A 14,823-nucleotide genomic window follows, 5' to 3' on the forward strand; every position below is an offset into this window, starting at 1 on the left:
CACCCGGGTCCGAACCCCGCGGGCGGTCCCACCGGGTGGCGATCGGGGCCAGACTTCGGGCGTGACGACGACCGGTCGATCGGCGGGAGGGGCGGACGGCCTGGCCGGGCGCGCCGTCGACGAGGCATCCGCGCTGATCGACGCCATCCTCCCCACCGAGGCGGAGCTCGACGACGACCTCCGGTCCGGACCGGCGTGGCGGCGCCACCCGGTCGACACCGCGCGTCTGGTGGTGTCGGTCCTGGCCCTGATCGCCTTCCTGGCGATGGCGTTGCGCAGCCCGAGCGAGGTGAAGTCGGTCTCGGTCGACCTGGTCAACCTGGTCAACGAGCTCCCGAAGTGGGTCGAGGACGTGCTCCTCGGCGTCACCCAGCTGCTCGCCATCGCGGTGCCCATCGCCATGCTCTCGGTGCTGGTGCGCAGCCGCCGCCTGCTCGCGATGGGTGTGGGCGCCGCCCTGGTGGCCGCGGTGGCGATGGCGTCGCTGCAGCGCCGGGTCGACGAGATCGTGCCCAACCGGGTGGTGCTGGTCACCGAGCGCCCGTCGTGGCTGTTCGGCGCCGCCTTCCCGTCGGGCGCCTACATCGCGGCGTACATGGCCGTGATCATCGTGATGGGCCCGGTGCTGTCGCGCGGCTGGCGGCGCGCCGCGCTCGGCGGGCTGGCGTTCGGGGTCCTGAGCCGGGTGGTCACCGCCGTGGCCGTGCCGCTCAACCTGGCCATCACCGTGTCGGTCGGGGCCCTGGTGGGCTCGGCCGCCCTGGCCGCGTTCGGCTCGCCGCGCCGCACCGCTTCCCGCCGGGCGGTCCTGGGCGCGCTCGGCTCGGCAGGGTTCCCCGCGGTCGCCATCGAGCCCACCGACGTCGGTGCGTGGCACGCGCAGACGTTCACCGCCACCTCCGCCGACGGCCGGCGCGCCTTCACCAAGCTCCTCGGCAGCGACGAGCGGTCGGCCGACGTGCTGTACCGGATGGTGCGGATGCTCCGGGTCAAGGACCTCGACGACGAGCGCCCCGCGTGGACACCGGCGCGGCTGGTGAACCACGAGGCGTTCAGCGGGCTGCTGGCCGGACGCAACGGGGTGCAGGTCGCCGATGTCGTCGCCGTGGGCGAGACGCCCGGCGGCGACGGGCTGCTGGCCCTCGAGGTGCTCGACGCCACCGCGCTCGACGACTGCGAGCTGGAGCAGGTGACCGACTCGGTGCTCGACCTGGCCTGGGGCCAGCTGGCGGCCCTGCACGACCAGGGCATCGCCCACCGGTGGATCAGCGCCGGCCACCTCCTGCTCACCGAAGCCGACCCCACGGGCATCGACCCTGCGCCGGAGCGCGTCACCGTGATCGACTTCCGCTGGGCGGTGCACCAGGCGTCGGCCAACCACCTCGCCGCCGACGTGGCCATGCTCGCGGTGAGCCTGGCCACGATCGTCGGGGCCGAGCGGGCGGTCGACGCGGCGGCGCGGGTGCTCAGCCCCGACGACCTGGCCCGCGCCCTCCCGCTCGTCCAGCGGCTGGCCCTGCCCGAGGACGTGCAGCACGCGATCGCCGGCGACAAGGGGATCCTGCCGCTCGTGCGCGGCCGCATGCAGGACGCGGCCGGTGGCGCGCCCTACGAGCTCGCCGACATCGAGCGCGTCGGGGCCCGCCAGGTCGCGGCGCTCGTCGGTGGCGTCTTCATCACCTACTCGCTGCTCTCGTTCGCCTCGAACTGGGCCGACATCTGGACGGCGATGCAGCAGGTGTCGCTGGTCGACCTGCCCCCGCTCGTGGTGCTGTCGGCGCTGCCGTTCGTGCTCGGCGCGTTCGCCCTCCTCGCGGTGGTCCCGAAGCCGCTCCCGTTCTGGGAGGCGGTGGAGGTGATGTTCGGCCAGTCGTTCCTCAACCGGTTCACCCCTGCCAACAGCGGCGGCATGGCGCTGCGGGTCCGGTACCTCCAGAAGCGCGGCGTCGACCTGGGCGGCGCCGCCGCGGGCGTCGGGCTCACCAGCGTGGCCAGCGGCATCTGCCAGGTGGTCGTGCTGGTGGCGTTCGCGGCGTGGGCCGGATCGAGCGCGGGCGTGAAGTTCTCGCTGCCCCGCGCCAACGACATGGCGGTGGCGCTCCTGGTGGTCGCCCTGGTGGGCGGCCTGGTGTGGTTCACCCCGTTCGGGCGCAAGCAGGTGGCGCGCCGGGTCAAGACCTCGGGGGAGCAGGTGATGAAGACGCTCCGGAAGCTCAGCCGCCAGCCGGCCCGGTTCGTCACCCTCTTCGGCACCACCCTGCTCGGCAAGTTCGCGGTGGTCGCCGCCTTCGCCCTCTCGTGCGCCGCGGTCGACATCCACCTGTCGGTGCCCCGGCTCGGGCTGCTCTACCTGACCGCCTCGTCGGTGGCGGCGGCGGCGCCCACGCCCGGGGGCGTCGGTGCGGTCGAAGCCGCGCTCACCGCGGCGCTCACCGGTGTGGGGGCCCCGCCGGCCGACGCCCTGTCCGCCGTGTTCCTCTTCCGGCTGCTGACCTACTGGCTGCCGGTGCCGTTCGGCTGGCTGGCGCTGCACCGCCTCCAGCGCACGGTGATCGCCTAGCGCCACCGCTCCGGATCGGGTGAGGGCAGGGCGGGCCACCGAGCCCGATGCGGCTCGCTGACCGGGGCGAACGGGACCCGGCCGGTAGCGTCGGGCTGCCGTGAGCACCGAGACCGTCACCTTGTTCTTCGCCCTGCTGGCCACGTTGGCGCAGGTCGTGGTGGTCGTGGCGGTCCTGCTGGCGCTCGGGTCGCTGGTCTCGCCGGCGGTGGCGCGGGTCAAGGACCAGGTGCTGGCCGAGGTCGGCCCGCAGGCCCTCACCATGGCGGCCATCGTGGCGCTGGTGTGCACCCTCGGGAGCCTGTACCTGTCGGAGGTGGCCCACTTCCCGCCGTGCAAGCTGTGCTGGTACCAGCGCACCGCCATGTACCCGCTCGTCGTCGTGCTGGGCGTGGCCGCCGCCCGCCGAGACACCGGCATCCGGCTGACGGGCGCCATCCTCGCCGGGCTCGGGGCGTGCGTGTCGGTCTGGCACCTGCTGGTCGAGCGCTACCCCAACCTGGCGTCGAGCTCGTGCGACCCGAACAACCCGTGCTCCATCAAGTGGGTCGAGCGGTTCGGCTACCTCACCATCCCCGGCATGGCGCTGTCGGGCTTCGCCCTCATCCTCGTGCTGCTCGCCGCAGCCCGTCCCGTCCCTTCGGAGGACCACTCGTGACCAGCCCTGAGAAGTCCCGCAACGGCTCGGTGATCTGGATCGGCGTCCTCGCCGTCGTCTTGATCCTGGGCCTCGTCGCCATCATCGCCTCCCGGGGCGGGAGCAGCGACGGTGACGACACCGCCACGGGCGGCGGCGCCAGCACCACCACCGTCTCGGTGCCCACGTCGGTCGACCCGGGCTCGGCGCCGGTCCTGCCGGCCTACGACGCCAACGCCGACCCCGACCCGGCCGTCGGCCAGACCATCCCCACGGCCACGGGCAAGACCTTCGACGGCGACGACATCACCATCGGCCCCAACGGCAAGGCCCAGATCATCTTGTTCGTGGCCCACTGGTGCCCCCACTGCCAGCGCGAGATCCCGCTGCTGAAGGCCCACCTCGACGACCACCCGATGCCCGACGACGTGGCCCTCACCACCGTGTCCACGTCGGTGCACCCGGGCGCCGACAACTACCCGCCCCAGGAGTGGCTCGAGCGCGAGGGGTGGAAGGCCCCGGTGCTCGACGACGGCGAGGACAGCCTGGTGGCCAACGACTTCGGCCTCACGTCGTTCCCGTACTTCGTGGCCGTCGACGCCCAGGGCAAGGTGGTCATGCGGGCCAGCGGCGAGCTGACCACCGACCAGTTCGATGCGGCGGTGAAGGCGGCCCAGACCGGCCAGGCCTGATCGGCCTCGGCCCGACGCCCGCCGGGCTCAGGGCTCGTAGACGCGGGCCAGCCAGGTGCCGGTGAGCGGCACCACGCTGAGGATGTGGGTGGCGGTGAGCAACCACCAGAGGGCGTGGTCGGTGTCGACGTCGCGCGGGCTGGTCACCACCAGGCCGCGCCGGGGGTGGTCGGCCACCTTGAGCCAGCCGGCCTCGAGCGGGCTCTCGAACCGGGCCAGCTTGGCCAGCGCCTTGGGGCCCGAGCCGTGCTCGACGCCGAGCGTGGCCCGGCCGCCCAGCTTCTCCGGGGCGTACCAGGTGGCCATCGGGACGGCGTCGCCGCGGGCGGAGAAGATGGCGACGACCGGGTTGCGGGGCTCGGGCTCGTGGCCCTCCTCCACCTCCGGCACGAAGTTGATCCAGCCCGACGCGGCCGCGGCCATCTGATCCATCACCGCCGTGATCGGCGTGAGGTCGTCCTCGTCGAAGGGCAGCTCGCGGCTGTGGGCGTACGCCATCGCGGCGAACCTACCGCCCGCCGCCGCGGGTGAGCCGCACCGCGACCCACCCGTCGTCGGCCACGACCGCCACGGGCACCAGCGGGGCGAGGGCCGGCATCGTGGCCTCCCACCGGTCCTCGAGCAGGCCCGACACCACCAGGACGCCGTCCGGCGCGGTGCAGGCCACCAGGGCCGCGCCCAGCTCGACGATCACCGGCGCCAGCAGGTTGCCCAGCACCACGTCGTAGGTCCGACCGTCGGCAGCCAGGTCGGCCAGGGGCCGGTCGGTGGCGGTGATGCTCCCGGCCACCCCGTTGCGCTCGGCGTTGGCCACCGTGGCGGCCGGCGCACCCGGGTCGATGTCGGTGGCCACCACCGAGCCTGCACCGCACCGGGCGGCACCGACGGCCAGCACCCCGCTGCCGCACCCCACATCGAGCACCGAGGCCCCCGGGGCCACGAGCTCATCGAGCAGGGCCAGGACCAGGCGGGTGGTGGGGTGCGAGCCGGACCCGAAGGTGCGGCCGGGGTCGATCCAGAGCACCTCCTCGCCCGGCCCGGTGCTGGGGGCATCGACCCACGGCGGCGTCACCCAGAAGCGGCCGGCGCGCTCCGGTGCGGCCCAGGCCCGCCAGGCGTCGAGCCCGTCGTCGTCCACCTCGAGCACCTCGGCGACCAGGCCCATCCGCTCGGCCGTAACGCAGGCGCCGGCGGCATCGGTGCGCTGCTCGAACCCGCCGATGAGCCGCGTGCCGCCATCGACGTCTTGCTCCTCGACCCCTGCGGCACCGGCCTGCCAGAGGAGGTCGGCCACCACCTCGGCGAGCTCGACCTCGGCCACGATGGCGACTCGAGCCCACGCGGACGCGACGGGATCTTCTCCGGGAGCGGTGGCCACCGGGAGACGCTACCGAGGTTCCTCCGGATATGTCGGTTGAGCAGGGCACCAGCGGGGTACGGTCGCCGCCGATGTCGGACTCGATCGAGCTGTCGCCCACCCCGGCGAGCGTGGCGCTGGCCCGGCGGTGGAGCCAGGGCGTGGTCGAGCGCTTCGACGATGCCGACCTCGCCGACACCATGGCGCTGCTCGTGAGCGAGCTCGTGTCCAACGTCGTGCTGCACGCGCGCACGCCGTGCTCGCTCAGCATCTGCGAGGCCGGTGACCGGCTGCGCGTCGAGGTGCAGGACGGCAGCGACCGGATGCCCGGGATCCAACAGGAGACCGATCCGATGGCCCAGTCGGGCCGGGGGATGATCCTCGTCGACGGGCTGAGCGCCGCCCACGGCGTCGAGCCCGAGCCGCTCGGCGGCAAGCGGGTCTGGTTCGAGCTCCTCGTGCCGGGGGTGGCGTGACCGACCCGCACGCTCGGATCACGGTGGTCCTCGACCGGCTGCCCACCGATCCGTTCCGTGCCGCGGTCCTGTACCTCGACGATGCCCGGCGCGAGTGCCAGCTGGTGCTCGTCGCGCACGAGCAGGGCCTCGAGTCCGATCCCGACCTGGTCGCCGTGGCCGAGGGGCTGATCCCCGACATCGAGGAGATGGACGACGCGCTCACCGCGTCGGACGTGACCGTCAACGACGACGGCACCACCCGGCTGGTCGGCTCGCTGGAGGTCAGCCAGGCCGGCACCCTGGCCCACCTGCAGATGCAGCTCGTCCAGCTGCGCCTGATCGAGCGCCGCGGCGGCCTGCTCCTCGAGAGCGACCCGCACCTCGCGCAGCTGCTGGCCTGGATCTGGGACGAGCTGGCCGACCAGCTCCACGGCCGGCCGCCGCGTGCGTACCGTCCCGCCACCTAGCGTCGGGCCCGCCAGCTCAACACCAACCCAGGGAGGCCCGGTGGCTGCGGCCAACGTGCTGTACATCACCGTCGATCAGTGGCGGGGCGACTGCCTCGGCGTCGGCGGCCACCCCGTCGTGCGCACCCCGAACCTCGACGCCCTGGCGGCCCGGGGCGTGCGGTTCGCCAACCACTGGTCGGTCACCGCGCCGTGCGGCCCGAGCCGGGCGTCGCTGCACACCGGGCTGTACATGATGAACCACCGGTCGGTGAACAACGGGACCCCGCTCGACGACCGGTTCGCCAACATCGCCCGCGAGGCCCGAGCCCTCGGGTACGACCCCACGCTGTTCGGCTACACCGACACCTCCGTCGACCCGCGCACCGTCACCGAGCCCGACGACCCCCGCCTGTTCGACTACGAGGGCGTCCTCCCGGGGTTCACGCCCGGCACCGTGCTCACCTGGCACAACATGGCCCCCTGGCTGGAGTGGCTCGAGGGCCACGGCCACCGCCTCCCTGCGACCTGGGAGGAGCTGTTCGAGGCCAAGCCCGGCTACCCGGGCGCCTCCGACCACGGGAAGACCTGGGCCCCTGGCCGGTTCCCCGCCGAGCACACGGAGACCGCGTTCATGACCGAGCGGGTCATCGAGTGGCTCGACCGCCGTCCCGACGGCTCACCGTGGTTCGCCCACGTGTCCTACATCCGGCCCCACCCGCCGTACCGCGCGCCCGAGGGCTACCACGACCTGTACGACCCCGACGACGGCCCCGCCTTCCGCTGGCTCCCCGATCGCGACGCCGAGCTGGCCGCGCACCCGATCCACGCGGCAGGGGCCCACATCACCAAGGCGCCCAAGACCGAGTACGAGATGCGCCAGCTGCGCGCCACCTACTGGGGCAACATGACCGAGGTCGACGACCAGCTCGGCCGCCTGCTCGCCCACCTCGATGCGCTCGGCCAGACCGACGACACGCTCATCGTCCTCACCTCCGACCACGGTGACCAGCTGGGTGACCACTGGCTCGTGGAGAAGCTGGGCTGGTGGGACGAGAGCTACCACGTCCCCCTGATCGTGGTCGACCCGCGCCCCGAGGCCGACGCCACCCGCGGCCGCGCCGTCGACGCCTTCACCGAGTCGGTCGACGTGATGCCCACCCTGTGCTCGTGGATCGGCGCCGAGGTGCCCCTCCAGGTCGACGGCCGGGAGCTCCAGCCGTTCGTGCACGACGGCGAGACCCCCGACGACTGGCGCACCGAAGCCCACTGGCAGTGGGACTTCCGCGACCCGGTCGACCACGTGGCCGAGGACATCTACGGCGTGACGATGGAGCAGTGCAGCCTCGACGTGGTGCGCGCCGCCGACCACAAGTACGTGCACCTCGGCAACGGCGAGTGCTTCTACTTCGACCTCGACGACGACCCCGACCAGGTGGCCGACCGCTCCGACGACCCCGGCGCGCTCGGGGCCGTCGCCGCGGCCCGGGGCCGCCTGCTCGAGTGGCGCATGCGCCACGACGACCGCACCCTCGCCGGCACCAAGCTCACCGCCGAGCACGGGATGGTCGTCCGCCGCGACCCCCGCCGCTGACCGGAGCGGCCGGGGGCGAACTGGGCCGATCGGCCCCTCAAGAGCGCGCCGGTTCGAGTCGATGACAGAGGATGGCCGACTTCACCCGTCCCGATGTCGTGCACCTGATGCGCCGCGCCGGGTTCGGGGCCACGTCGGCCCAGGTCGACTCCCTCATGACCTCGGCGTCGTGGGCGGCCGTCGTGGACCGGGTGCTCGACACGTCGGCCAACCCGGTGGACACGATCCCCGCGGCGGTCGACGACCTGCAGGACCAGTACTACCCGCCGTGGGTGGCGGCCGTGCAGTACTGGCTCGACCGGATGGCCACCACGCCGACGCCGATCGTCGAGAAGATGACGCTGTTCTGGCACAGCAACCTGGCCTCGTCGACCGACGGGGCGCTGCCGCGGCTCGTGTTCCGGCAGATCAAGACGTACCGGGCGCTCGGGCTGGGTGACGTCCACGACCTGTTCCAGGCGATGGCCCTCGACCCGGCGATGCTGCTCTACCTGGACAACGCCAGCAACGTGGCGGCCCAGCCCAACGAGAACTTCGCCCGGGAGCTGATGGAGCTGTTCACCCTGGGCAACGGCGCGTTCGCCGAGGCCGATGTGGTCGGGATGGCCCGGGCGTGGACCGGGTACAACTACGACAGCGTCGGCGAGCAGTTCCTCTACCGGGCGAACAAGCACGACAACGGCCAGAAGACCATCTTCGGGATCACCAAGGACTGGACCGGGCCGCAGGCGCTCACCGAGATCGTCCGGGGCTCGCGCCAGCAGACCTGCGCCCGGTTCCTGACCACCAAGATCTGGTCGTTCTTCGCCTATCCCAACCCGGCCGCCGATCTGGTCGACGCGCTGAGCGCGGCGTTCATCGCCTCGGGCATGAACGTGAAGGCCCTGCTGCGGGCCCTGTTCCTGCGCCCCGAGTTCCGTCTCGCCACCACCCGCACCGCGCTCGTGCGCAGCCCCGTCGAGTGGATGGTCGCTTCGATGCGGGCGCTGGGCATGCCCGCCGCCACGCTCCACCCCGAGTGGTGGCTGGAGCGGATGGGCCAGCCGCTCTACCAGCCGCCCAACGTGGCGGGCTGGAAGCAGAACGCGGCGTGGATCTCCACGTCGGCCCAGTGGGCCAAGGGCTCGTTCGCCGGCTGGGCCCGGTGGAAGGCCAACGACGCCGGCATCTTCGCCGGGGCCGGGTCGCTCGCACCGGCGGCCGCGGCCGACGCCGCGTTCGCGCGGTTCGGCATCGAGGATCCGTCGCCGCTCACGCGCTCGCAGGTCGAGGCGTACGTGGCCCGGGAGAAGGCCGCGGGCCGCTCGTGGGCCATCCCGCCGAACCTCGTCACCCTGGCCCTGCTCACCCCCGACTTCCAGCTGGCGTGAGGACGATCTGATGGCAGACCTCGAGCTCGACGAGATCCACCGGCTCCTGTCGGTGCCGGCCGACACCCAACCCGGTCACGTCTCGCGCCGCCGGTTCCTCCAGGGCGCGGTGGCCGCCGGCACGCTCGCCGCCTCACCGGTCTGGTTCGACCGCCTGGCGGCTGCGGCCACGCCGGTCGGGGCGACGGAGGGGATCCTCATCGTGATCCACCTGGGCGGGGGCAACGACGGCCTCAACACCGTGGTCCCCATCGGCGACGCCGCCTACCGCACCCTGCGCGGCGGCCTCGCCATCGCCAGCCCGCTGCCGCTGAGCCCCACGTTCGGCTTCCACCCGGCCCTGGCGGGGCTGAAGAGCCGGTTCGCCGCCGGCAAGGTGGCGATCGTCCACGGCGTCGGCCAGTCCACCGTCACCGACCTGAGCCACTTCTCGTCCACGGCCAGCTGGATGGCCGGCACCGCCGGACCGTCGCGCACCACGGGCTGGCTGGGCCGCTGGCTCGACGGCGTCTCGGAGTCCGAGCTCGGGCTGCGGGCCGTCACGGTCGGGTCGTCGGTCCCGCTGCACCTGGTGGGCCAGAAGTCGCTCGTCACCGCGCTCGACCTGGGTGGCGACCTGTTCGGCTCCGACCGCAGCGAGCCGTGGATGACCTCGGTGTACGACGCGGTCACCGGCTACGGGTCGGGCCCCACCGGCAAGGGGGCGTGGGCCGACCGGCTGGCGTCGGCCGGGTCCAGCTCGGTCCGCCTGGCCGACGACCTCCACCCCGTGTTCACTCCGGAGCTCCCCGACGACTCGGTCGCCTCGCAGCTCACCCTCGTCGCCCGCCTGATCAACGCCAACCTCGGCATCCGGGTGTTCAACGTGGCGCTCGGCAGCTTCGACACCCACGACAACCAGGCCTACCGGCAGCAGCAGCTCCTGGCCGACCTCGACGCCGGCATCACCGCCTTCTACGCCGCGCTCGGATCCACCTGGAACAAGCGGGTGTCGATGATGACCTTCTCCGAGTTCGGGCGCCGGCCCGGGGCCAACGCCTCCAACGGCACCGACCACGGCACGTCGTCCGCGCTGATGGTGATCGGCGACAACGTGAAGGGCGGCTTCTACGCCGAGCCGCCCAAGCTCACCGCGCTCGACAGCCGAGGCGACCCCACCGTCTCGGTCGACTACCGCAGCGTCTACGGCTCGGTCCTCACCGGCTGGCTCGGGGGCGACGCCGCCGCGCTGCTGGGCGCCAGCTACCCCGACCTGGGCCTGTTCAAGGCCAAGCCGGGCGGCTCGGTCACGCCGCCGGTGACCACCGGCCCGTGGGTGCCGTTCGCCACACCCAGCGACCTGGTCCGGCAGCAGTACCTCGACTTCTACGGCCGCGTCGGCGATGCCGACGGCGTCACCTACTGGACCGGCCAGCTCACCGGCGCCAAGAGGACGATCGCCGGGGTCATCGATGCCTTCCTGCACAGCACCGAGTTCGGCCGCTCCGTGGCTCCGGTGGCCCGCCTGGCGCTGGCGGGCCTCGGCACCACGCCCGCGTTCGACGACCTGATGGCCTGGGCCGCCCTGGTCAAGGCGGGCACGCCGCTCGCCACCGTGGCCGCCACCGTGTGCGCCCGCCCCGAGTTCACGTCGGTCTACGGCTCCTCGACCCCGGCCGCGTTCGTCGCCGCCATCTTCCCGGCGGTCCTGGGCCGGACCCCGACCAGCACGGAGAAGACCGACCTGGTCGCCAAGCTCACGGCGGCCACCCTCACCCGGCCGGCCCTGGTGGCCGACCTGGTCAACCGGAGCGAGGCGGTCACCCGGTACCAGGCCCGGGTCGAGGTGCTCATGACCTATGCCGGGCTGCTGCGCCGCCGGCCCGACGCGTCGGGCTGGACGTACTGGGTGGGGAAGGTGCAGGGCGGCACCTCGATCCAGCGCCTCATCGCCCAGTTCTTCGCCTCCGCGGAGTACCGCAGGCGCTTCGCAGGGTGACCGCTGAGGTCGATTTGGGTCAGATGGCCCGGTGACGAACAGATGGCCCTCGCGTAGCCTCGAATCGACATGGTTGAGCGAACGAGGTTCTGGCGATCGCCGCGATGGAGAGACGCACTCCGGCCTGACGCCGACATGGCGCAGGCCGAGGGCCTGGCGGCGGGAACCGGGCTGCTGACCGGCGAGGTGGTCAGGAGCGCGGGCAGCCGGGCCGCAGCGGTCGTCAACCCGGAGTGCCCCACCTGCGATGGCGTGAGCGAGATCGTCGTCGTCGACCTGGTCGTCCACAGCACCACCCTCCGCTGCCAGGCGTGCGGTCGGCGGTGGACCGTCGCCACCTGACCGACGCTGCTCCGACCGCTCCGGGGGACCCGCTAGGGTTCGCCCGTTCACGGTGACCGGGGGGGCCGGATGGCGCGAGGGGCTGCGAAGAAAAGTGGACCGGCCAAGGCCGGACCGGCCAAGGCCGGGACGCGCGTAGGTCCACCGGTCCTGGTCCTGATCCTGGGGTTCGCCTCGGTCCTCCTCAGCCTCCCGATGATCGGGTTCGACGGGATCCCCTGGCACGTGGTGGGGTACGTCACCGGTGCCCTGATCCCGATCGTGATCATCGGGCTCGTGCGCCGCATCGATCTCGACCGTCGCCGCAGCCCGTACTACGTGGTCGCCTCGTGGTTGCAGCCGGCCATGGTCGTGCTGGCCATCGCCGCCGTCGTCGCCGCCGGCCTCCACGTGTGGCCCGTCGCCACGGAGCTGGCCTCGTGAGGGCGGCCGCGGTCCGCCTCCTCCTGGCGCTCGTCGTGGCCACCCTGGCCCTCGGCGTGGTGGCCACCGCCCCCGCCGGCGCGCAGGGCACCCCGTCCACCACGTCGTCGTCGGCCACCGGAAGCGCTCCGAAGACGGCGTCGGGCGACGCCGCCATCGATGACCTGGTCGGGTGCGTCCAGGGGTCGCGCCGCCTGCTGGTGCTGTTCCTGATCGACGAGTCCGCCTCCCTGCACCAGAACGACCCGGAGAACCGGCGGGTCGACGCCGCCCGCGGCGCCCTCGACAGCCTGGTCGCCATGGCCGGTGGCGAAGGCGCCAACTCGCCCGAGGTCCAGGTGGCGCTGGCCGGGTTCTCCAACGAGTACCGCCTGGTCCAGGACTGGACCCCGGCGAAGGCCGGCACCTCGAAGGAGCTGAACGCGGCGCTCGACGAGTTCGCCGGCTTCAACCACGGCATCGACACCGACTTCGTCAACGCCCTGTCGTCGGGGCGCTCGGCCCTGGCCGAGCAGGCCGCCGCCATCACCGAGACCGGCGGCGAGCCCCCGTGCCGGGCCGTCATGCTCTTCACCGATGGCGGCTTCGACATCGCGGTCCGGACCACCGAGAAGGACCAGAAGCGTCTCGGCACCACCAAGCCCTACGCCCCGGGCATCGAGCTGACCACGCCCGACAACGTGATCGCCGCCGAGCGCGCCGGCCGCGCCGCGCTGTGCGAGCCCGGAGGCCTGGCCGACAAGCTCCGCGCCGACGACATCACGCTGCTGACCGTCGCCCTCGCGGGCAAGGTGTCGCGGCGGGCGCAGATCCCGCTCGCGGCTGCCACCGTGGGGGCCGCCGACGGCGTCCCGTGCGGCACCCAGCCGGCCAAGGGCCAGACCGCCCGTCCCCAGGGCGCCTACCTCCCGGCCGACGACATCGGCCTGCTCGTCACCCAGTTCTACGGCGTGGGCATCCGGCTGGCCGGCGGCAACCCGGTCGAGGGCTCCGACCAGGTGAAGATCTGCGGCAAGGACGCGTGCGACGAGGGCACCCGCACCTTCAAGCTCGACTCCTCGCTGCGCCGGGCGCAGATCCTCTCGCTCGCCCCCAAGCCCGGGACGGCGGTGAAGCTGACCGCGCCCAGCGGCGCGACGGCCACGATCTCCGACGTGGGCACCTCCCAGGTGGGCGGGGTCACGGCGGTCGCCCGTCAGGTGGCGGGACGGGGCCTGACCATCGACCTCGACCGGCCCGCCGGCGCCAAGGACTGGTCGGGTGCGTGGAAGGCCACCGTCCTCGATCCCTCGAAGGCCCAGGAGGGCGACGCCGCCACGCTCCAGATCTACGTCTTCAGCGACATCGGCGTCGCGCTGGGCCAGGCCGAGCGGTTCGAGCGAGGCGCGCCCACGAAGATCGAGGCGGTGCTGAAGCTCCCGAAGGGCACCAAGGCCGAAGATGTGGTCGCGACGGCCAAGGCCCAAGCTCGCGTCTTCGACACGGTCGCTCGCACCACCACGACCGTCGCCCTGACCGGGCCGCCCCAGGGGCCCTACACCGGCACGTACACCACGCCGGCGAACACCACCTCGAACGAGCTCGAGGTCACGGTCGAGGTGCGGATCGCCACCGCCAGCAACGCCGCCCTCGTGTCGCAGTCGCCGCCCACCTCGATGCTGGTCCGCCGCCCTGGCGGCGCTATCCAGTTCGCCCCGCCCAGCCTCCAGATGCCCTCGATCACCGGTGCCGGCACCACCGAGACCGAGCTCATCGTCCTCGGCGGGGACAAGCCGGGCTGCGTGTGGTTCGGCACGGCCGACATCCCCGAGCCCGTCGAGGGCGCGGGCGCCACGGCGTTCACGCAGGAGGGGAAGGCGCTGCCCGGTGAGGCCGACTGCATCAAGGTGGGCGCCAAGGCCCAGCTGAACCTCACGATCGCCGCCCAGCCCGATGGGCGAGGCGCGGGCACGGTCCGCGGCAACCTCCAGGTCTTCGAGAAGACGCAGGGGGCCAAGGCCGCCAGCACCACCGCGATCCCGTTCCGGTTCGACCTCGCCCGGGGCGTCGACCAGGCGCAGCGGTTGCTGCTCAGCGTCATCCTGCTGATCATCGGGCTCGCCCTGCCGCTGCTCGCGCTGCTGCTGATCAACGCCATCTCCGCCCGGTTCCAGACCCTCGACGTGGTGCGCGGCGCCGCCGTGCCCGTGGTGGTCAGCGGCAAGCTCGTGTCGCGGGCGGGCGGCACCTACCGCCGGGCCCTCACGCTGCGCGACAGCGACTTCGGCAGCCTCGCGGGCACGGGCAGCGACCGGCGGTTCGCGTTCGGCGGCGTCGAGTTCCGAGCCCGGGCCTCCCGCAACCCCTTCGGTGCCACCGTCGCGATGGCCGCACCCGAAGGCGGGGCCGAGAAGCTCAAGGGCAAGGCCGGCAGCCGGGTCGAGCTCGATCCGGGCCTGTCCGGCTCCTGGGTCTTCCTGCTCGATCCCGACGCCAGCCGCGAGACGCAGAAGGGGGAGGCCCACGGCCTGCTCATCGCCTTCGTGGCCGAGGGCGACGTCGACGCCCAGATCGCCCGCCTGCTGCCCGACATCAACGATCGCCTCCCCGCCACGGCCGAGCGCCTCGAGCGGCTGGTCCGCGAGACCCCGGCCAAGGCGCCCAAGCCCGCCAAGGCCTCGAAGGCCGAGAAGGCCGCCTCCTCCCCGGAGCAGGAGCAGGAGCCGGTCGACGAGCCGGCGGCGGCTCCCGAGCCCGAGACGCCGGCAGCCCCGCCCACGGCGTCCCCGTCCCTGGCCACGGCCACCGGCGTGATCGAGGTCGGCCTCACGGCGCCGCCCGCGGCCGAGCCCGTCGAGGCCCCCGCGGACGACCCGGAAGAGCCGACAGCGCCTCCCGCCCCGATCGCGCTGCCCGCGCCCGCGTCGGACGACCACGCCGCACCCATCGCCCTCCCGCCGCCCTCGGCCGAGTCCTGAGCTCCCCGG

The 14,823-nt window shown here is 73.2% G+C and carries 13 protein-coding genes; 11 read left to right on the forward strand and 2 right to left on the reverse strand.

From position 1 onward, the window contains the following. Positions 1–61: 61 nt before the first annotated feature. The 3 genes from ACPPVX_RS16090 (at position 62) to ACPPVX_RS16100 (ending at position 3,889) form a co-directional block, all read left to right on the forward strand. On the forward strand, positions 62–2,560 hold the full coding sequence (locus ACPPVX_RS16090; RefSeq protein ID WP_426571588.1) for a flippase-like domain-containing protein: 2,499 nt from the start codon (positions 62–64) through the stop codon (positions 2,558–2,560). Between the two features lie 100 nt (positions 2,561–2,660). After that, positions 2,661–3,218 carry a disulfide bond formation protein B gene (locus tag ACPPVX_RS16095; RefSeq protein WP_426571589.1) on the forward strand — a complete coding sequence of 186 codons (558 nt, stop codon included), beginning with the start codon at positions 2,661–2,663 and terminating at the stop codon, positions 3,216–3,218. Continuing rightward, the gene (locus ACPPVX_RS16100) at positions 3,215–3,889 is read left to right on the forward strand and encodes a TlpA family protein disulfide reductase (RefSeq protein ID WP_426571590.1); all 675 of its coding nucleotides are present in this window, start codon (positions 3,215–3,217) and stop codon (positions 3,887–3,889) included. The genes ACPPVX_RS16095 and ACPPVX_RS16100 overlap by 4 nt, the downstream gene beginning before the upstream one ends. 27 nt (positions 3,890–3,916) lie before the next feature. Here the strand turns inward: ACPPVX_RS16100 and ACPPVX_RS16105 are convergent, their stop codons facing one another. Further along, on the reverse strand, positions 3,917–4,387 hold the full coding sequence (locus ACPPVX_RS16105) for a hypothetical protein (RefSeq protein WP_426571591.1): 471 nt from the start codon (positions 4,385–4,387) through the stop codon (positions 3,917–3,919). Between the two features lie 10 nt (positions 4,388–4,397). Next, a complete protein-coding gene (locus ACPPVX_RS16110) occupies positions 4,398–5,267 on the reverse strand; it encodes a 50S ribosomal protein L11 methyltransferase (protein WP_426571592.1) in 870 nt (289 codons plus the stop codon). Between the two features lie 71 nt (positions 5,268–5,338). On the opposite strand from ACPPVX_RS16110, the gene ACPPVX_RS16115 reads away from it, so the two are divergent. The 8 genes from ACPPVX_RS16115 (at position 5,339) to ACPPVX_RS16150 (ending at position 14,814) form a co-directional block, all read left to right on the forward strand. Continuing rightward, complete coding sequence (locus tag ACPPVX_RS16115; protein WP_426571593.1) at positions 5,339–5,722, forward strand: ATP-binding protein; 384 nt, start codon at positions 5,339–5,341, stop codon at positions 5,720–5,722. After that, positions 5,719–6,171 (forward strand): hypothetical protein, encoded by a 453-nt coding sequence (locus ACPPVX_RS16120; protein WP_426571594.1) that lies wholly within the window; start codon positions 5,719–5,721, stop codon positions 6,169–6,171. The genes ACPPVX_RS16115 and ACPPVX_RS16120 overlap by 4 nt, the downstream gene beginning before the upstream one ends. Positions 6,172–6,211: 40 nt before the next feature. Beyond that, positions 6,212–7,744, forward strand: coding sequence for an alkaline phosphatase family protein (locus ACPPVX_RS16125; protein WP_426571595.1), 1,533 nt, complete (start codon positions 6,212–6,214; stop codon positions 7,742–7,744). Positions 7,745–7,815: 71 nt separating this feature from the next. Beyond that, complete coding sequence (locus ACPPVX_RS16130) at positions 7,816–9,114, forward strand: DUF1800 domain-containing protein (RefSeq protein ID WP_426571596.1); 1,299 nt, start codon at positions 7,816–7,818, stop codon at positions 9,112–9,114. 10 nt (positions 9,115–9,124) lie between these two features. Continuing rightward, entirely contained in the window at positions 9,125–11,092 is a 1,968-nt protein-coding gene (locus tag ACPPVX_RS16135; RefSeq protein WP_426571597.1) for a DUF1501 domain-containing protein, read from the forward strand. A 135-nt stretch (positions 11,093–11,227) separates the two neighbouring features. Next, a complete protein-coding gene (locus ACPPVX_RS16140) occupies positions 11,228–11,434 on the forward strand; it encodes a hypothetical protein (RefSeq protein ID WP_426571598.1) in 207 nt (68 codons plus the stop codon). Between the two features lie 195 nt (positions 11,435–11,629). Continuing rightward, positions 11,630–11,857 (forward strand): hypothetical protein, encoded by a 228-nt coding sequence (locus ACPPVX_RS16145; RefSeq protein ID WP_426571599.1) that lies wholly within the window; start codon positions 11,630–11,632, stop codon positions 11,855–11,857. Continuing rightward, positions 11,854–14,814 (forward strand): vWA domain-containing protein, encoded by a 2,961-nt coding sequence (locus ACPPVX_RS16150; protein WP_426571600.1) that lies wholly within the window; start codon positions 11,854–11,856, stop codon positions 14,812–14,814. The genes ACPPVX_RS16145 and ACPPVX_RS16150 overlap by 4 nt, the downstream gene beginning before the upstream one ends. Positions 14,815–14,823 lie beyond the last annotated feature (9 nt).

Origin of the sequence: Aquihabitans sp. McL0605, assembly GCF_049993875.1 — a bacterium.
In the GTDB taxonomy this organism is placed as follows: Bacteria; Actinomycetota; Acidimicrobiia; order Acidimicrobiales; family Iamiaceae; genus Aquihabitans.